Source organism: Stenotrophomonas sp. FW305-3-2-15-E-LB1, assembly GCF_058787375.1.
Genome location: NZ_JBYSZR010000006.1, coordinates 163,450 through 179,757, shown reverse-complemented (window position 1 = coordinate 179,757; position 16,308 = coordinate 163,450). Strand labels below are relative to the sequence as shown.

The window sequence follows — 16,308 nt, the reverse complement described above, 5'->3', positions numbered from 1 at the left end:
ACACCTCGGCCATGGTCACGGCACCCGCGGGTTGCCGAACTCGTCGCGGACCTCGTTGGCGTCGTAGACCGGCGGCTGCACCGTGAGCGGCTGCTCTTCCACGGTGCTGCGCGGCGCGGCATCACCCGCGTGCACCAGCGCCACGCTGTCCTCGCCACGCTGCAGGCGCAGCGCATTGGCCAGGCACTGCGCGGCCAGCGCGTGTTCGCCGCGCTGGGCAAACGCTTCACCCAGGGCTTCCCACGCCGGCGCACCGGCACCGGCGGCAATGGCTTCGTGCAGGAACGCATCGGCTGCATCCCATTGCTGCTGGGCCAGAGCGATGCGGCCCTGCGCCAGGCGCAGCGCGGCTGAATCGTCATGCACGTTGCGCCAGCGCGCCAGGTTGGACTGGCGGGTGGCCAGCCGCTCGGCAGGCAGGCGGCCATACAGCGCCACCAGTTCGTCGTCCCAGCGATGGTCCAGCGCCTGTTCCAGCGCCAGCAGCGCCGGCTCATCCCAATCCAGCGCCACCGCGCGGGTGGCATAGGCCGCCACCACGTCCGGGGTCGGCCGCAGCGCCTTCGGCGTGGCTTCCCACTGCGCGGCCAGCGCGTTCACATCGCCGGCCTCCAGCAGGGCCTGCGCGGCCAGGCGGGCTTCCAGTTCGCTGCTGGCGTCGGCCGGCAGCACCTTGCTCTGCCGCAGCGCGCCCAGCTGGCCGTAGGCCTCGTGCGCGCGCCCGGCCTGCGCCAGCGCTTCGGTGCGCAGCCACAGGCCACGCGGCGGCAGCGGCTGGATCGCCGCCACGTCCAGCACGTTGATCGCATCCACCGGCAGGTCGCGGGCCAACAGCTGCTCGGCGCGCAGCAGCGCATGCAGCGTGGCATCGCTTTCACCCAGGCGCTGCAGCAGCGCCTCGCCAGATGCAGCATCGGCACGCGACTGCGCGCTGCGCACCGCATTGGCCAATGCCACCGCGCTCACTTCCGGGTCAGCGGCCGCGCCATCCAGCAGCTTTTCCGCACGCTGCCACTGGCCGTGTTCGTAAGCCTGCAGGCCGTCGATCAGGCGCACGCGGCCCTGCTTGCGGCGGTAGCGGCCCCAGGCGCGGAACGGTGCCGCCACCAGGCTCCACAGCAGCCACAGCACCAGCACGCCGATCACCGACAGCAAGGCCACCTTGGGCAGGTTGCTGTGGTAGTCGTAGCCGCCGTAGCGCAGGGTCACTTCGCCGTAGCGGTTCAGGTCATCGGTGCCAAGCCATTGCGCGGCCACCACGCCGATGGCCACGGCCAGCAGCAGTACGACCAGGGATTGCAGGGGTTTCATCGGGCGTTACCTCCGGTCGGTCTGGGAGCGCAGTTGTTGCAGGGTGCTGCCAAGCACGCTGCTTTCGGCCTGCAGCGGGGCCTTGCGCAAGGCCTGAAGTTCAGCATGTTGCGCGCGCAGGCCCGGTGAATCCGGCCAGCGGCGCTGCGCCCAGTGGGCCACGCGGTTCAACGCGGCATCACGGCCGCTGCGGTCGCCACGCTCGATGGCCGCACGGGCCAGGGTCAGTTCCAACTGCAGCGCATCATCGGCAGCGGCGCGCTCGGCCTGGGTCAGCGGGCCGTTCAAGCGGCTGGGGGTGATGTCCACGAAGGGCGCCAGCGCGGATTGCCACCACGGCTTGGCCGCCGCCTCGGCCGGCGAGGGCGGCAGTTCGGAGGGCAGCCCCTGCAGCGCCTGGGCGACCGCATCCAGCCGGTGCAGCGCCTGCACGCGCGGGCCACGTCCCAGCGCATCCAGCGCGTCGCGTTCCTGCACCAGCGCCTGGCGCAGGTTCAGGCCTTCGTTGTCGGGCAGGTCGGCCAGCGCGGTGGCGGCCTGCGCATACAGGCGGCGCGCACCTTCCACATCGTCGGCAAAGGCCAGCCGTTGCGCGGCCTGGGTCAGCAGCAGCTCGGCCTCGTCGCGCTGCACGGCCTGGCGGCCCTGGTTGGCGCTCTCGGCCAGCCGGCCCAGGTTCTCTTCCAGCAGTGCGCTGCGCTGGGACAGGCCCAGCATTTCATCGCGCAGCACGCGGTTGGTGGCCGCCGCATCCTGCAGCCGCTGGCTGGTCGCGCGCTGGTCGCGGCGCAGTGCCTCGACGGTGGCCTGCAGCCCGGTCAGCTGCACGGCCGTGGTCTGCGCCTGCGCTGCCCGGTCACTCTGCTGTTGCTGCCAGTAGTGCCAGCCGGCATAGCCACCGGCGCCCAGCACCACCAGCCCGGCAAGCGGCAGCAGCCAGCGCAGGGTGCGGCGGGAGGGGGCAGGTGGCGGGGTGTCGTTCATCGGGCTTCCTTGTCGGCGGCGTCGCCGGTGGGGAACCGGCAGGCAGCGTTGCACACAGAATCACTGTTGGCGATGACCCCGGCAAGCGTGCGCCGGGTGCCTGTTCAGGTCGCTGCCGGGGCAGTGAGCGCGGCGTGTGCGGCCGCTGCCATCTGGGCCACGGTGGGCCCTTCGCTGCGCACCACGCGGGCCAGTCCCAGCGCCTGCGCCTGCTCGGCCAGGCGCGCGCTGGCGGCCAGCACGATGGCCTCGGTGCGCAGGCGCTGCTGCCAACGGGGGGACAACTGCTGCCAGAAGCGCTGCAGCGCCTCGCCGCTGCTGACGGCCAGCAGCCACGGCGTGGCCGAGTGCGCCAGCCGTGCCAGTGTTCGCCGCGGTACCGCCAGCGGCAGCCGCTGGTAGACGTCGGCGCGAAGGATCCGCGCGCCGGCCGCCTCCAGCTGCGCGGCAATCAGGCCGCGGCCGCCCGGTGCGGTCACCAGGCCGATGTCCATGCCGCGCACCTCGGCCAGCACCGGCAGGCCCAGCAGGCCTTCGCTGTCCATCCGCTGCGGTGCGTGCACTTCGCTGATGCCCTGTGCGTGCAGGGCGCGCGCGGTGCCTTCGCCCACGGTCAGCCACGGGCTGCGCTGGGCCGCAGGCATGTGCTGCAGCGCCGCAGCGGCTTCGACCGCTGCCGGGCTGGTGAATACCACCCGTGCGCAGGCCAGTGCGCGGTTCAGCCGCTGTTCGACCGCCGGGCCCTGCAACCGCTGCAGCCGCCACGGCGACAACGCCACGGTCGCCCCGCCCAGCTTGGCCGCAGCCCGCCTCAGCCCGGCATGCTGCCCCTGCGGGCGCAGCGAGATCAGGGTCCAGCCAGTGGGTATCGTATGGTCGGCCATTGACGTCATTATGCGGGCCCTTCGTTGTCGTGGTTGCTGCTCGATGTCCGCTGATGCCCTGACCTCCTCGCTGGCCGCCCTGCAGGACGTGCTTGACTGCATGCCGGCGGTCCGTGCGATGCAGATCCGCCTGGACGGCTATGCCGACGGCGTGCTGCGCATCACCGCGCCGCTGGTGGCCAACGTCAACGACAAGGGCAACGCCTTCGGTGGCAGCCTGGCCTCGGTGCTCACCCTGTCCGGCTGGGCGCTGGTCAGCCTGCGCCTGCGCCTGGCCGGGCACGACGCCGAGGTCTACGTGGCCGACAGCAACCTGCGCTACCTGGCGCCGGTCTACGAAGACCTGCACGCCCACGCCGAAACCGCCGAAGCCAGCAGCTGGGACACCTTCCTGGCCACCTTCCGCCAGCGCGGCAAGGCCCGCATCAGCATCGTCGCCCGCCAGCCGGGGGCCGATGGCCGCTCTGCCGCCGAGCTGAGCGGTCGCTTCGTTGCCTTCGCCAAAGGGTAGGATGGCAGGCTGACGTCCTGGGGAAACCACCGATGCGCCGCCTGATCCAGATCCTGTTGTGCTCCCTGCTGCTGGTCAGCGCCGTGGCCAGTGCCGCTGCCGACGACCTCACCCGCAAGCAGCGCAAGCTGCTGGAAGAGACCCAGATCGCCTACGGCGCAACCATCCGCTGGGGCAGCATGGACGATGCCATTGCCTACCTGGACCCGGAGCTGCGCAAGGAAAAGCCGCCCACCGAGTTCGAGCTCAACCGCTACGCCCAGCTGCGCGTGTCCTCCTACCGCGAGCGCAGCAGCGCCTCGCTGGACGGCGGCCAGGTCGAGCGCCGGGTCGAAATCGGGGTGATCAACCAGAACACCCAGGCCGAGCGCACCGTGGTGGTGGTCGAGCGCTGGCGCTGGGATCCGGACGCCAAGCGCTGGTGGCAGGCCGCCGGCCTGCCGGACCTGTGGCAGGGGCAGTGACCGGCCCGCTGTGGCTTGTGCGACAATCGGCGCCCGCTTAATCGACCCGTGACCTGAGTGAATTACGAAGAGTTGCTGGCCTTCGCTGGCCGAAACCCGATGCTGTCCGCGGCCCTGGTCGGCCTGACCGTGGCCCTCATCGTCACCGAAATCCGCCGCCTGTTCCGGGGCTACAAGGGCATCAAGCCGGCCGAGCTGACCCACCTGATGAATGCCGGTGGCGCGGTCGTGGTTGATCTGTCGCCCAGCGGTGACTTCGAAAAGGGCCACATTGCCGGCAGCCGCAACGCCCAGGCCAGCGCCTTCGGCGCCGAGCACAAGCTGGTGGCAAACGCCAAGCAGAGCCCGGTGGTCCTGGTGTGCCGCAGCGGCAACGCTTCGGAAACCGCCGCCAAGGCGCTGAAGAAGGCCGGCTTTGAAAAGGTCTTCGTGCTGGAAGGCGGCATTCCCGCTTGGCAGCAGGCCGAATTGCCGCTGGTCAAGGGCCGCAACTGATTGCAGGGGATGGCGGAACTGGCCTTGTATGGGCCCGCCGCCGCCCCCATCGCTGTAGTTCGACCATCGTTTTAATCGCATTCATTGGAGTTACTGGAAATGTCCGAAGAGACCACCAACGGCGCCGTTGCGCCGGTCGATGCCGCCACCGGCCCCGCGTTCACCGTCGAGAAGATCTACGTCAAGGACGTTTCCTTCGAATCGCCGAATGCTCCGACCATCTTCAATGACCAGGTCCAGCCGGAACTGCAGCTCAACCTGAACCAGCAGGTGCAGCGCCTGGGCGAGAACGCCTTCGAAGTCGTGCTGGCCGTCACCCTGACCTGCCAGGCCGGTGAGCGCACCGCCTACGTGGCCGAAGTGAAGCAGGCCGGCGTGTTCGGCCTGGTCGGCCTGGACCCGCAGTCGATCGACGTGCTGCTCGGCACCCAGTGCCCGAACATCCTGTTCCCGTACGTGCGCCAGCTGGTCAGCGACCTGATCCAGGCCGGCGGCTTCCCGCCGTTCTTCCTGCAGCCGATCAACTTCGAAGGCCTGTACGCAGAAACCCTGCGCCAGCGCCAGGAGCAGGGCGACGCACCGTCGCTGGCTGACTCCGAGCCGGCCGGCAACGCCTGATCACCGCCGCGACGTCACGGATGAGCACTACCGCTGACAAGATCGCCGTGCTGGGCGCTGGTTCCTGGGGAACCGCGCTGGCCACGCTGCTTGCCCGGCACGGTCACCCGACCGTGCTGTGGGGGCGCGATGCCGCCGTGGTCGAAGCCATCGACCAGCGCCACGAGAACCCGCGCTACCTGCCGGGCATCCCGTTGCCGGACAGCCTGCGTGCGACCACCGACATGGCGGCCGCCCTGCAGGATGCCGCCTGGGTGCTGGTGGTGACGCCGTCGCACGCGTTCAACGAAACCGTGCGTGCGCTGGCACCGCTGCGTCCGGCCGGTGCCGGCGTGGCGTGGGCCACCAAGGGCTTTGAACCCGGTTCGGGCCGCTTCCTGCATGAAGTGGCGCGCGAGATCCTGGGTGACGACGTGCCGCTGGCCGTGGTCACCGGGCCCTCGTTCGCCAAGGAAGTGACCCTGGGCCTGCCCACCGCCATCACCGTGCACGGCGACGTGCCGGAATTCGCCCAGACCGTGGCTGAAGCCATGCATGGCCCGGCGTTCCGCGCCTACACGGGCGATGACATGGTCGGTGCCGAGCTGGGCGGCGCGATGAAGAACGTGCTGGCCGTGGCCACCGGCGTGGCCGATGGCATGCAGCTGGGCCTGAACGCCCGCGCCGGCCTCATCACCCGTGGCCTGAACGAGATGCTGCGGCTTGCCGCGGCCATCGGTGCCAAGCCGGAAACCCTGATGGGCCTGGCTGGCCTGGGCGACCTGGTGCTGACCTGCACCGGCGACCTGTCGCGCAACCGCCGCCTGGGCCTGGCCCTGGGCCGCGGGCAGACGCTGCAGGATGCCGTGCGCGAAATCGGCCAGGTGGTGGAATCGGTACAGACCGCCGACGAAGTGATGCGACAGGCGCGCCGCCATGGCATCGACCTGCCGATCTCCGACCGCGTGCGTGCCGTGCTGCACGGCGAACAGACGCCTGCAGAAGGCCTGCGCGCCCTGCTGGCGCGGGAACAGAAGCCGGAATACCCGGACACGCTGTTCAAGTGAATCGAAAAGCCCCGGCCACGCGCCGGGGTTTTTTCTGCGGGTTCAACCCGGCGGAATGCCGGCACCGCGTAGAATCCCTCCGTCGCAGCCCACACACCCAAGGACAGGGAATGCAATCCCGCAACATTGGCCTCTCATGGATGATCGCGCTGCTCGCCGCGTGTTCGCAGGCGCCGGCACCGCAGGCCGGCAGCGAGCCCACGCCCGCCGCTGAAGCAACCGATGCAGCCGCCGCCACCGCCACGGCGGTCGAACCCGAACCCTCCGTTGAAGACGGCGTCGACCCGTCGGTGTGGGACAACGAGGGTGAGCCGGAACAGGAAAGCCCCGGCGCGGAACTCACCTGCAAGGACAATCCGCTGGCCACCCAGTTCTTCACCCTGGTGGGCGGCAACACCGTGGATGACTGCGGGCGCAAGGACCCGAAGGTGCTGGCCGCATTCAACGCGCTGATGCAGAACACCGCCGCCGCCGAGGCCAGCAACAAGGAGATCCCCTCGCTGCGCGAACGCCTGCTGAGCGGCCCCAGCGGCCCCGGTGAGCTGGAGACGCTGCAGGGTGAGCCGTGGTGGTTCTACACCGCCTGCCAGGCCCACGATTGCCCGGGGACCGCGCTGGCGATGCTGTACTCGCCCGCGCAGTCGAAGATGGTCGGCCGCCTGACCGCGCGCTGCCGCGTGTGGTGGCTGGGCGAGCCCACGGCCGCACAGCGTGAGCTGATCGAGCAGCGGCGGCCGCTGGATGATGCTGCGTTGACGGAAGACAGCGCGCTCTGCGAGTGACGCAGCGCTGGCGCCGGGTCATGCCCGGCGCAACGCGGGTGGATCAGTCGTGCGGTTCCGTGCGCCACGCCATGCCGGGTGCAGGCCGCGTGGCGGTCATGCCCGGCAGCAGGTCCGAGATCCCGGAAAGTTCAGGATGCTGGTGCACGACCCTTTGCATGGAAACGACGCGCGCCTGGGATGGATCGGCTTCGGTGCCATCGAGGAACGCCCAGGAGTGATCATCGGCATAGTGCGTCACGACCAGGACGGGACTGCCGTCCAGCACGGCCTGGCAGGTGATGCACGCTACGTTCGGGGCCTGATCGAATGTCCATTCCATCGTCGCGTTTTCCACGTATATATCGCTCAACCGTCAAGCTGCTCAGCAAGCATTTCAGCCTGCTGCGCGTAGAAGCGGGCTGACACGTCGTTCTTCTGCGCTCTGAACACCGCACTCGCTGCGCGAGCGGCGCTGGCAGCGGTGGTGAAGGCATCGGCGCGATCCTGCCAGGGGTTGTCATCGTTGGATACCAGATCGCCGTCTTTCCAGCGGCCCAGCACAAAGCCGCCCTGATCGTCCCGGCGGGTATCGATGACGCCGATGACCGGCACCCCGTTTTTCAGTTCGCCGTAGAACGCCTCGCCCGCGACCGTTCCATCGCGACGGCGCAACACGCCCAGGCCGGTCGCTTTGCCGCCGGTACAGTCGCCGATCCAATAGGTCGGCCCCGAGGGCAGGGAGCGGGGCGCCTTGAAGCTGCATCCGCTCGCGGGGTCCTTCGCCCAGCCCGCATCCGGCATTTCCTCGCTGGCGACCGTAGAGGTAAAGGCCAGCGCGAACAGTGCGCTGAGGAGGGCAGGTTTCATGTCAGATCTCCTTTCGACATTCAGCGGCAGGGGTCTTCATCGGGCGAAGCATTGGGGTAAGGGCAGGGAAGGAAGCCGATGTTGCCCAGCTCGGCAAGATTGGTCTGCATGGCGCCGCCGGGCACCTGCCATCGGCCATCTTCCTTGACCGCGCCAAGTTCGGCGTGCTGTTCGTGGTCGATCAGCCGGGCAAGGAAGGGAAACACGGCGCGCATGTCACTGCGCAGGGCCCACGCGGGAGGATCCACGATGCGATAGCGGTAGCGCACCACGCCGTCTTCGCCGCGGCTGATGCTGGTGATCTGCTTCCGGCCAAAACAGAGGTAGGGCGACGGCGGGCTGCCAGGACCGATCGCTTCCAGCTGCAGATAGGGCTTGCCGGTTTCGGTAATGGAAATGCGCGCCTGCGGCGTCACGTTGGCACGGTTCACCACCGGTTCGGCTCGAATGAGGTCGGCGGCGATCAGGGCCTCGATTCCGGGGCTGGCGAGATGTTCCGCGCTTTGCTCGATCGGCCACTCGGGTGCCACCAGCACCGCGCATACCTTCGAGCCGTCCATCTGGGCGCGCAGATCAGCGGTGATGGATGCCGCGTCATCGCGGGTACCGCACGCAGCCAGTACGAGCGGCAACATCGCAGCGCACGCAGTGCGCATCATGGTGCGGCGAACAGGGTGCCTCATGGCGCAGTCTCTCCTTGCGAAATTCCATTTTCCCGCCGCAGGCGGCCAGGGATTTGTGAGCTTCGTCGCAAATGCTTTGGCTGTCTTGTTGAATCTAGCATGTGAGGCTCGCGGCCACGGCAAGACCGGCTTCCACTGTGAGGTCTGCCCGCTGTGCAGCGCACCGCTCCGTCTGGAGTCCGGCATACTCGGCGAATGCTGCGCCCAACTGTCGGCATCTCATTCAAGCCGATGTCGCTTTGCGGCGAAGCTTGATTCCAGCGTTTCGGACGACCGCAAAGAAGGAGCGCAACGATGTGCCAGTGGAGCCCTGCCGTTGTCTCCCATTGGGATGGGCTGTTCGACGCCGGCATCCGTATGCCGACTGCAGGCGACTTCAGCCTGGTGATCAACCCGCATCTCACCGCCGAGCGCCGCGCAATGGTGATGGTGAATCCGCATGGCAGCACGCGTGCGGCACTGTCTCCCTCCATTGCTTCGGCCCTGGGAATCGCGCCGGACACTCTGCCGGTCTCACTGCAAGGTCTGCGCGATGCCCTCGGTGCCGCCGGCGTCGAGATGCACGCGCCCGATATCATCTACTACGTGGCCGCTGCGGGCCCATCCACGACGCAAGCCGGCACGTTGCCCGAGGTGCGCGTGCTGAGGCCTGACGATGCAGCGCTGTTCGATGGCTTCATGGCACAGGTGCCTGCAGACGATCAGGACGATGCCTCCGTGGAACTGGGGCACTGGGCGACCTTTGGCGCGTTCGTCGAATCAGAGTTGCTGGCGGTCTCCAGCCTCTACCCCTGGGGCGGCGTGGCAATCGCCGATATGGGTGTGCTGACCACGCCGAGCGCGCGCGGAAAGGGCCTGGCAAGGTCGCTGGTGCGCGCGATGATTGAGTACGCCAGCGAGCGCGGACATGAAGCGCAGTACCGCTGCCAGTTCGACAACGTGGCTTCGAATGGGCTTGCAGAATCTTTGGGGCTGACGGCGTATGGAAAGTGGGAAGTCGCCCGCTCGCCATAGGGCTGCCGCGATCATAGCGCGGCCAGCTGTCCGTTCTTCGCGGGAACGGCGCACTGCAGGCGCGCGGGAATCTGTCCGGCTTCAACCAGGCCCGGGCAGGTTCATGCTGGCCGCGCGGAACATCTTCGAAACGCGCGCCGCGTAAGCACGCGCACTAGGCATTCGAATCTTCCTCAGGTAGGCGGTGATGTCAGACGATTCGTCACGCAGGACCAGGTACTCGACCAGGTGGCCAATGGGCAGATGCAGGTTGGCCGCTTCATTGACGATATTGTCCGCACCGCCCTCTGCTTCAGAGAAGGCAACGAGCTTCTGCGCGATGTAGTTGAACGTCTGGAGGCGTTCGGTTGTGATCAGCTCACGCAATGCGATGGGCGTGGTACCGGCGTGCTCCAGCCAGGCTTCATGCAGGGCTACGATCACCGGCTCCACTGCAGCGTCGTGGTCGAAGCGCTGGTGCTCGAGATGCGCATCCAGCGCGAGCACGTAGTCGCGATAGACAGCAGAGGCGAGCAGATCCTTCAGCGTCATGGGACATGACCTTGGAAAAACTCCGGTTATAGCGAAACGGGTCGCCATGGGCAAAGCCCCCGCACTGTGGTTCGTGGATAATGCGCGCAACCGGGGCCCGTGGGTCCGTCTGACAGGGAGTCGGATCTTCGAGCCGTACTGCACGTAACCGGGCGCATCGTCACCCACGTTCACCCCGCAGCAGCGAGAATGCATCACCGGGCACGCGTTGATGCGTGCCATTCACTGCCCGCAGGATCGCGAAGATGTCCAACACTCCCTTTGGCGAATCGTCATGCGCTGCCGCCGCCAGTGGCTGCGTCGAGGTTCGCGGTGCGCGCGAGCACAATCTCAAGAACATTGATGTCTCCATTCCGCGAAACGCGCTGGTGGTGTTCTCCGGCGTCTCCGGCTCCGGCAAGTCATCGCTGGCTTTCGGAACCGTGTATGCGGAGGCGCAGCGACGCTACTTCGAGTCCGTCGCGCCTTATGCGCGGCGCCTGATCGACCAGGCGGGCGTGCCCGACGTGGATACCATCGATGGTCTGCCGCCGGCGGTGGCGCTGCAGCAGCAGCGCGGTGCCAGCAATGCGCGCTCATCGGTGGGCAGCGTGACCACGCTGTCCAGCTTGGTACGCATGATGTATTCGCGCGCCGGGTCCTACCCGGCCAACCAGCCCATGCTGTACGCCGAGGACTTTTCACCCAATACGCCGCAGGGCGCCTGCAGCACCTGCCACGGCCTTGGCCATGTGTATGAGGTGACCGAGGCGCTGATGGTGCCGGATCCTTCCCTCAGCATCCGTGAGCGCGCCATCGCCTCCTGGCCACCGGCCTGGCACGGCCAGAACCTGCGCGACATCCTGGTCACGCTGGGCTACGACATCGACGTGCCGTGGAAGACGCTGCCGAAGAAAGCCCGCGACTGGATCCTGTTCACCGAGGAGGCGCCGAGCGTGCCGGTCTATGCGGGCTTCACCCCCGCCGAGACCCGTGCCGCGCTCAAGCGCAAGCAGGAGCCCAGCTACATGGGCACCTACACCGGCGCGCGCCGCTACGTGCTGCACACGTTTGCCAATACCCAGAGTGCACTGATGCGCAAGCGCGTGTCCCGCTACATGGAGGGCAGGCTGTGCCCGGCCTGCGAGGGCAAGCGGCTGAAACCCGAGGCACTCTCGGTCACCTTTGCTGGCGTGGATATCGGCGAGTTCATGCGCCTGCCACTGGACCAACTGGCGGACCTGCTGCAGCCGGTTGCCGAAGGTGATTTCAGCGGCTACGGCACGCGTGCCCGCGCGGGCCGGAAGGCAGCGCTGTCGGAAGAGAAACAGCTTGCGGCGCAGCGCCTCGCGGGCGGGGTGATGGCGCGCGTGCGCCAGCTGCGTGGCCTGGGCCTGGGCTACCTGTCACTGGATCGCGCGACGCCGACGCTGTCGGCCGGCGAACTGCAGCGCCTGCGGCTGGCCACGCAGTTGAGCTCGCTGCTGTTTGGTGTGCTGTACGTGCTCGATGAGCCATCGGCGGGTCTGCACCCGGCCGACAGCCAGGCGCTGTACGACGCGCTGGAGCGGCTGCGTGACGGCGGCAACTCGGTGTTCGTGGTCGAACACGATCTGGAGCTGATGCGTCGCGCGCAATGGCTGGTGGATGTGGGACCGGAGGCGGGCGAGCACGGCGGGCGCGTCCTCTACAGCGGTGAGCCGGAGGGGTTGCGCCAGGTCGAGGATTCCCGGACGGCGCTGTATCTGTTCGACCGGGTGGCGGCGCCTGCCAGCCGGCAGCGCAGTGCCTCGAGCTGGCTGGAGCTGAAGGACATCCACCGGCACAACCTGAAGGGCGTGGACGCGCAGGTGCCGCTGGGCGTGCTGACCGCAGTGACCGGAATCTCCGGTTCGGGCAAGTCGAGCCTGATGGCGCAGGCCTTGCCTGAGCTGGTGCTGCTGCACCTGGGCCACGAGCCTGCGGAAGACACTGCAGATGCGCCGCCGACCGATGGCCCCACGGTGATCGAGGCAACACGCGGCCGGCTGGCCGGTGATGTGGATGCCCTGCAACGCGTCGTGCAGGTGGACCAGAAGCCCATCGGCCGTACGCCGCGATCCAACCTGGCGACCTACACCGGGCTGTTTGACCACGTGCGCAAGCTGTTCGCCGCGACGCCCACCGCGCGCCGCCGCCGCTTCGACGCCGGGCGCTTCTCGTTCAACGTGGCCAAGGGCCGCTGCGAAACCTGCGAAGGCGAGGGCTTTGTCAGCGTCGAACTGCTGTTCATGCCCAGCGTCTATGCGCCGTGCCCTACCTGCCATGGGGCGCGCTACAACGAGGCCACGCTGAAGGTGCTGTGGAAGGACCGCAACATCGCCGAGGTGCTGCAGATGACGGTGGACGAGGCGCATGCGTTCTTCAGCGAGGAAGAGGCCATTGCGCGCCCGCTGCACCTGCTGCGGGACATCGGCCTGGGCTACCTGCGGCTGGGCCAGCCCGCCACCGAGCTCTCCGGTGGCGAGGCGCAACGCATCAAGCTGGCCACCGAACTGCAGCGCAGCCAGCGCGGCCGCAGCTTGTACGTGCTGGATGAACCCACCACGGGCCTGCACGCATCGGACGCGGACCGGCTGATGGTCCAGCTGCAGCGCCTGGTGGATGCGGGAAACACGGTGGTGATGATCGAGCACGACATGCGCGCGGTCGCGCAGGCGGACTGGGTGATCGACGTCGGCCCGGGTGCCGGCGGGGCGGGCGGCACCGTTGTGGCGAAAGGCACGCCGCACCAGGTCGCTCGGGCCAAGGGCAGCAGGACGGCACCCTTCCTTGCGGGTGAGCTGAAGCGAAGCGGCTGAGGCGAGGTCCGCGCGCTGGACGGCGCGCACCTCCACAGCGGTATGGCCATCGGCCAACAGTACATAACCACTGGGCATTTCTGCATTGGGGCGCGAGCGGGGTTAATGAATGTGCAATGTCTGGCGCGCCCGTCGTGGCGCGCAGGCAGCGCTTCCCCCACTACCCGTACGCCCCACGATGACGACAGCTCGTTCCTCACTGCGCCCGCGATTGCTGGCGTTGGCGGTGTTGCTTGCCACCGCGTCCCCCGCACTTCATGCGCAGTCCACCACCGGCGCGATCGCCGGCCTGGCCCCTCCCTCCGCGCAGCGCATCTTCGTCCGCAGCGATACCGGCCTCACCCGTGAGGTGACGGTGGATGCGCGCGGCCGCTACACCATCAGCCAGCTGCCGCTGGGCCGCTATTCCGTGGAGGCGCGCGATGCCAACGGCAAGGTGCTGCAGACCCGCGAGGGCGTTGCGCTGACGGTGGGCACCAGTACCGAAGTGTCGTTCGGCGAGGTGACCCGCCTGGATGGCGTGCAGGTCAGCGCCGATCGCGCGGCCGCCGCAATCGACGTCAGCAGCGTGGATTCACGCACGGTGATCACCGCCGAGCAGCTGCAGCGCCTGCCACTGGGCCGCTCGGCCGAGGCCATCGCCCAGCTTGCGCCGGGCGTGGTCGGCAACGGTGGCAACGGTAGTTACGCCGGCCCGACCGGCGCGCAGCTGGTCAGCTTCGGCGGCTCGTCGGCGGCCGAGAACGCGTACTACATCAACGGCTTCAACAGCACCGATCCGCTGCGCGGCCTGGGCGGCCTGACGCTGCCCTATGGCAGCATCGACCAGCAGGAAATCTACACCGGCGGCTACAGCGCCAAGTACGGCCGTTCCGATGGCGGCGTCATCAATGCCGTGGGCAAGCGCGGCACGAACGACTGGCACTTCGGCGGGCAGTTCACCTGGGAGCCTGCCTCCACGCGCTCGGACAAGGATGATGTGCGCTACCCGGGCGACGGCGCGCTGTACTCACCGGAGAGCAAGGACCGCGAGTGGGTGACCACCCAGAGCATCTACGCCGGCGGCCCGCTGATCGAAGACAAACTGTTCTTCTTCGGCTCCTACGAGCTGGAGCGCCGCGAAGGCACCGACGTCAAGAACGTCGAGGCGACCAACTCCTACTCGAAGTATGAGTACAACCGTCCGCGCTGGTACGCCAAGCTGGACTGGAACATCACCGACAATCACCTGCTGGAACTGACCGGTGCGTCCAGCCGCAATGTCTTCCGTGGCGACATCTTCGCCTACGACTACGACACGCTCACCCGTGGCGCGCAGCGCGGCAAGGAAGACACCACCAAGACCGGCGGCGACCTGTGGACGGCCAAGTACACCGGCTACCTGACCGACCGGCTGACGGTGAGTGCGCAGTACGGCGAGATGAAGACCGATGACTACATCGGCAACCCGGCCTACGACGGCGGCCTGACCTACATCAACAGCGCCAACCTGCAGAATCCGGCACTCAATGGTGGCACGCCGATCACCAACGCGCAGACCACCTCGCTGCTGGTCGATCCCGCGCGCGGCAACCGCAGCAACAACCTGCGGCTGGATGCGAACTATGTGCTGGGCGACCACAGCATCACCGTGGGCATCGACAACCAGAACGCACGCGCGCTCAACCGTGGCTCGGTGGCATCGGCCGATGGCTACTACTGGATCTACGGCCAGTCCAACCCGAACGTGCCGATCAACACCGGCCTGGGCGTGCCGGCCACCGGTGGCATCCGCAATGGTGCAGACGGCTACTACGTGCGCCAGTACATCTACAGTGCGCTGGCCTCGGTACGTGCTTCGCAGCGGGCACAGTACATCGAGGACAACTGGCAGGTGAGTGACCGCCTGCTGCTGAACCTGGGCCTGCGCCTGGACCAGTTCACCAACTACAACCGCGACGGCGATGCGTACATCAAGCAGACCAGCGGGCAGTGGGCGCCGCGGCTGGGCTTCAGCTGGGATGTCGGCGGCGACGGCCGCTTCAAGGTGTTCGGCAACGTGGGCCGCTACTACCTCGCATTGCCGCTGAACCCTGCGTTCAACGCGGCCGGCGCAACGCTGGCGACGTCCACCTACTACACCTACGGCGGCATCGACAGCAACGGCTACCCGACCGACCTCACCGCGTTCTCCGATGCGGTGTCATCCAACAACAACTACGGCCTGCTGCCGGATGCGAGGACGGTGGCCACCTCTGGCATCAAGCCCTCCTTCCAGGATGAGTTCATCCTCGGCTTCACCAAAGCACTGGGGCAGGACTGGGTGTACGGCGCGAAGGCGACGTACCGCGTGCTGCGCAGTGGCGTGGACGACTACTGCGATATCGATGCGGTACTCGGCAAGGCCAGCAGCCTTGGCTACAACGTGACCAAGGACAGCAATCCGGTCAGCTGCTGGCTGATCAACCCGGGCCGTGCCAACACCTTCAACCTGGTCGATACCAGCGGCAATTACGTGAGCGTGCCGCTGACCAATGCCGAGATGGGCTTCCCGAAGTTCAAGCGCAACTACTACGCGGTGAACCTGTCGCTGGAACACCCGTTCGATGGCCGCTGGTATGGCCGCGCCGACTACACCTGGTCGCGCAGCTACGGCACTACCGAAGGCCAGCTGCTGTCGGGCATCGGCCAGACCGCGGTGTCGACCACGCAGGCCTGGGATTACGCCCAGCTGATGGAGCACACCAACGGACCGCAGAGCAACGACCACACCCACCAGTTCAAGCTGCATGGCTACTACCAGCTGACGCCGGAATGGCTGCTCTCGGCCAACGTGCGGGTGATTTCGGGTGCGCCGTTCAGCGCGCTGGGTTCCTATGGCCCGGACTTCGAGGATCCTTCCGGCTATGGCATCGCCTACCACTTCTACAACGGCCAGCCGGCGCCTCCGGGCAGCCAGGGGCGGCTGCCGTGGCTGAAGCAGCTGGACCTGGGCGTGTCCTATCGCCCGGCCGCGGCCGAGGGCCGGCTGGGCTTCAACCTGGATGTATTCAACGTGTTCAACAGCCAGGTGGCGCTGTGGAAGTCGCCGTACTCCGAGCTGGACCCGGGGCAGCCTGACCCGCTGTACGGGGCGGCGACGGTGCGGCAGGCGCCGCGCTCGCTGCGGGTGAGCGTGAGCTACGACTACTGAGGGAGAAATGCGGAGCGGGTAGGGGAAGGATCCCCTGCCCGCACGGGAAGCAAGGGACCCGGTGCAGGCCCTGTGCGGACATGGCACCATCCGAAGAACGGCAGCTGCGATCCTGGTGCGTGGTGAACGCAGCCATCTGCCCATC

The 16,308-nt window shown here is 67.8% G+C and carries 16 protein-coding genes; 9 read left to right on the top strand and 7 right to left on the bottom strand.

Annotation, left to right across the window (positions count from 1 at the left end):
* Positions 1 to 15 precede the first annotated feature (15 nt).
* The 3 genes from AC3WL7_RS07025 to AC3WL7_RS07015 form a co-directional block, all read right to left on the bottom strand.
* On the bottom strand, positions 16 to 1,311 hold the full coding sequence (locus tag AC3WL7_RS07025; RefSeq protein WP_492749795.1) for a heme biosynthesis protein HemY: 1,296 nt from the start codon (positions 1,309 to 1,311) through the stop codon (positions 16 to 18).
* A 6-nt stretch (positions 1,312 to 1,317) separates the two neighbouring features.
* On the bottom strand, positions 1,318 to 2,295 hold the full coding sequence (locus AC3WL7_RS07020; RefSeq protein ID WP_108745667.1) for a uroporphyrinogen-III C-methyltransferase: 978 nt from the start codon (positions 2,293 to 2,295) through the stop codon (positions 1,318 to 1,320).
* A gap of 104 nt (positions 2,296 to 2,399) precedes the next feature.
* The gene (locus AC3WL7_RS07015) at positions 2,400 to 3,188 is read right to left on the bottom strand and encodes a uroporphyrinogen-III synthase (protein ID WP_492749794.1); all 789 of its coding nucleotides are present in this window, start codon (positions 3,186 to 3,188) and stop codon (positions 2,400 to 2,402) included.
* Positions 3,189 to 3,222: 34 nt separating this feature from the next.
* On the opposite strand from AC3WL7_RS07015, the gene AC3WL7_RS07010 reads away from it, so the two are divergent.
* The 6 genes from AC3WL7_RS07010 to AC3WL7_RS06985 all read left to right on the top strand — a co-directional run bounded on the left by AC3WL7_RS07010 (position 3,223) and on the right by AC3WL7_RS06985 (position 7,095).
* Positions 3,223 to 3,690, top strand: coding sequence for a YiiD C-terminal domain-containing protein (locus AC3WL7_RS07010; protein WP_079224696.1), 468 nt, complete (start codon positions 3,223 to 3,225; stop codon positions 3,688 to 3,690).
* A gap of 32 nt (positions 3,691 to 3,722) precedes the next feature.
* Positions 3,723 to 4,154, top strand: a complete 432-nt coding sequence (locus tag AC3WL7_RS07005; RefSeq protein WP_079224697.1) for a hypothetical protein — start codon at positions 3,723 to 3,725, stop codon at positions 4,152 to 4,154.
* Positions 4,155 to 4,211: 57 nt separating this feature from the next.
* Positions 4,212 to 4,649 carry a rhodanese-like domain-containing protein gene (locus AC3WL7_RS07000; RefSeq protein WP_079224699.1) on the top strand — a complete coding sequence of 146 codons (438 nt, stop codon included), beginning with the start codon at positions 4,212 to 4,214 and terminating at the stop codon, positions 4,647 to 4,649.
* 99 nt (positions 4,650 to 4,748) lie between these two features.
* Positions 4,749 to 5,267, top strand: coding sequence for a protein-export chaperone SecB (gene secB, locus AC3WL7_RS06995; RefSeq protein WP_108763643.1), 519 nt, complete (start codon positions 4,749 to 4,751; stop codon positions 5,265 to 5,267).
* A gap of 20 nt (positions 5,268 to 5,287) precedes the next feature.
* Positions 5,288 to 6,313, top strand: a complete 1,026-nt coding sequence (locus AC3WL7_RS06990; RefSeq protein WP_079224703.1) for an NAD(P)H-dependent glycerol-3-phosphate dehydrogenase — start codon at positions 5,288 to 5,290, stop codon at positions 6,311 to 6,313.
* 110 nt (positions 6,314 to 6,423) lie between these two features.
* A complete protein-coding gene (locus AC3WL7_RS06985; protein WP_492749792.1) occupies positions 6,424 to 7,095 on the top strand; it encodes an Ivy family c-type lysozyme inhibitor in 672 nt (223 codons plus the stop codon).
* Positions 7,096 to 7,138: 43 nt separating this feature from the next.
* Here AC3WL7_RS06985 and AC3WL7_RS06980 read toward each other — a convergent pair whose 3' ends face one another.
* The 3 genes from AC3WL7_RS06980 to AC3WL7_RS06970 are packed head-to-tail and all read right to left on the bottom strand — an operon-like array spanning position 7,139 to position 8,627.
* Positions 7,139 to 7,417 carry a hypothetical protein gene (locus AC3WL7_RS06980; RefSeq protein ID WP_492749790.1) on the bottom strand — a complete coding sequence of 93 codons (279 nt, stop codon included), beginning with the start codon at positions 7,415 to 7,417 and terminating at the stop codon, positions 7,139 to 7,141.
* A 26-nt stretch (positions 7,418 to 7,443) separates the two neighbouring features.
* Positions 7,444 to 7,944, bottom strand: coding sequence for a hypothetical protein (locus AC3WL7_RS06975; protein ID WP_492749789.1), 501 nt, complete (start codon positions 7,942 to 7,944; stop codon positions 7,444 to 7,446).
* 20 nt (positions 7,945 to 7,964) lie between these two features.
* On the bottom strand, positions 7,965 to 8,627 hold the full coding sequence (locus tag AC3WL7_RS06970) for a hypothetical protein (protein ID WP_492749788.1): 663 nt from the start codon (positions 8,625 to 8,627) through the stop codon (positions 7,965 to 7,967).
* Positions 8,628 to 8,921: 294 nt separating this feature from the next.
* Between AC3WL7_RS06970 and AC3WL7_RS06965 the strand changes: the two genes are divergently transcribed.
* Entirely contained in the window at positions 8,922 to 9,641 is a 720-nt protein-coding gene (locus AC3WL7_RS06965) for a GNAT family N-acetyltransferase (RefSeq protein ID WP_492749787.1), read from the top strand.
* A gap of 81 nt (positions 9,642 to 9,722) precedes the next feature.
* Here the strand turns inward: AC3WL7_RS06965 and AC3WL7_RS06960 are convergent, their stop codons facing one another.
* The gene (locus AC3WL7_RS06960; RefSeq protein WP_492749786.1) at positions 9,723 to 10,172 is read right to left on the bottom strand and encodes a hypothetical protein; all 450 of its coding nucleotides are present in this window, start codon (positions 10,170 to 10,172) and stop codon (positions 9,723 to 9,725) included.
* Positions 10,173 to 10,417: 245 nt separating this feature from the next.
* Here AC3WL7_RS06960 and AC3WL7_RS06955 point away from each other — a divergent pair, with 245 nt between their 5' ends.
* Positions 10,418 to 12,991, top strand: a complete 2,574-nt coding sequence (locus tag AC3WL7_RS06955; RefSeq protein WP_492749784.1) for an excinuclease ABC subunit UvrA — start codon at positions 10,418 to 10,420, stop codon at positions 12,989 to 12,991.
* A gap of 178 nt (positions 12,992 to 13,169) precedes the next feature.
* Positions 13,170 to 16,163, top strand: a complete 2,994-nt coding sequence (locus AC3WL7_RS06950; RefSeq protein ID WP_492749783.1) for a TonB-dependent receptor — start codon at positions 13,170 to 13,172, stop codon at positions 16,161 to 16,163.
* Positions 16,164 to 16,308 lie beyond the last annotated feature (145 nt).

Coding starts and splice junctions, on each gene's coding strand:
- AC3WL7_RS07025 (WP_492749795.1), bottom strand. CDS start 1,311: ATGAAACCCCTGCAATCCCTGGTCGTACTGCTGCTGGCCGTGGCCATC.
- AC3WL7_RS07020 (WP_108745667.1), bottom strand. CDS start 2,295: ATGAACGACACCCCGCCACCTGCCCCCTCCCGCCGCACCCTGCGCTGG.
- AC3WL7_RS07015 (WP_492749794.1), bottom strand. CDS start 3,188: ATGACGTCAATGGCCGACCATACGATACCCACTGGCTGGACCCTGATC.
- AC3WL7_RS07010 (WP_079224696.1), top strand. CDS start 3,223: ATGTCCGCTGATGCCCTGACCTCCTCGCTGGCCGCCCTGCAGGACGTG.
- AC3WL7_RS07005 (WP_079224697.1), top strand. CDS start 3,723: ATGCGCCGCCTGATCCAGATCCTGTTGTGCTCCCTGCTGCTGGTCAGC.
- secB (WP_108763643.1), top strand. CDS start 4,749: ATGTCCGAAGAGACCACCAACGGCGCCGTTGCGCCGGTCGATGCCGCC.
- AC3WL7_RS06990 (WP_079224703.1), top strand. CDS start 5,288: ATGAGCACTACCGCTGACAAGATCGCCGTGCTGGGCGCTGGTTCCTGG.
- AC3WL7_RS06985 (WP_492749792.1), top strand. CDS start 6,424: ATGCAATCCCGCAACATTGGCCTCTCATGGATGATCGCGCTGCTCGCC.
- AC3WL7_RS06980 (WP_492749790.1), bottom strand. CDS start 7,417: ATGGAATGGACATTCGATCAGGCCCCGAACGTAGCGTGCATCACCTGC.
- AC3WL7_RS06975 (WP_492749789.1), bottom strand. CDS start 7,944: ATGAAACCTGCCCTCCTCAGCGCACTGTTCGCGCTGGCCTTTACCTCT.
- AC3WL7_RS06970 (WP_492749788.1), bottom strand. CDS start 8,627: ATGAGGCACCCTGTTCGCCGCACCATGATGCGCACTGCGTGCGCTGCG.
- AC3WL7_RS06965 (WP_492749787.1), top strand. CDS start 8,922: ATGTGCCAGTGGAGCCCTGCCGTTGTCTCCCATTGGGATGGGCTGTTC.
- AC3WL7_RS06960 (WP_492749786.1), bottom strand. CDS start 10,172: ATGACGCTGAAGGATCTGCTCGCCTCTGCTGTCTATCGCGACTACGTG.
- AC3WL7_RS06955 (WP_492749784.1), top strand. CDS start 10,418: ATGTCCAACACTCCCTTTGGCGAATCGTCATGCGCTGCCGCCGCCAGT.
- AC3WL7_RS06950 (WP_492749783.1), top strand. CDS start 13,170: ATGACGACAGCTCGTTCCTCACTGCGCCCGCGATTGCTGGCGTTGGCG.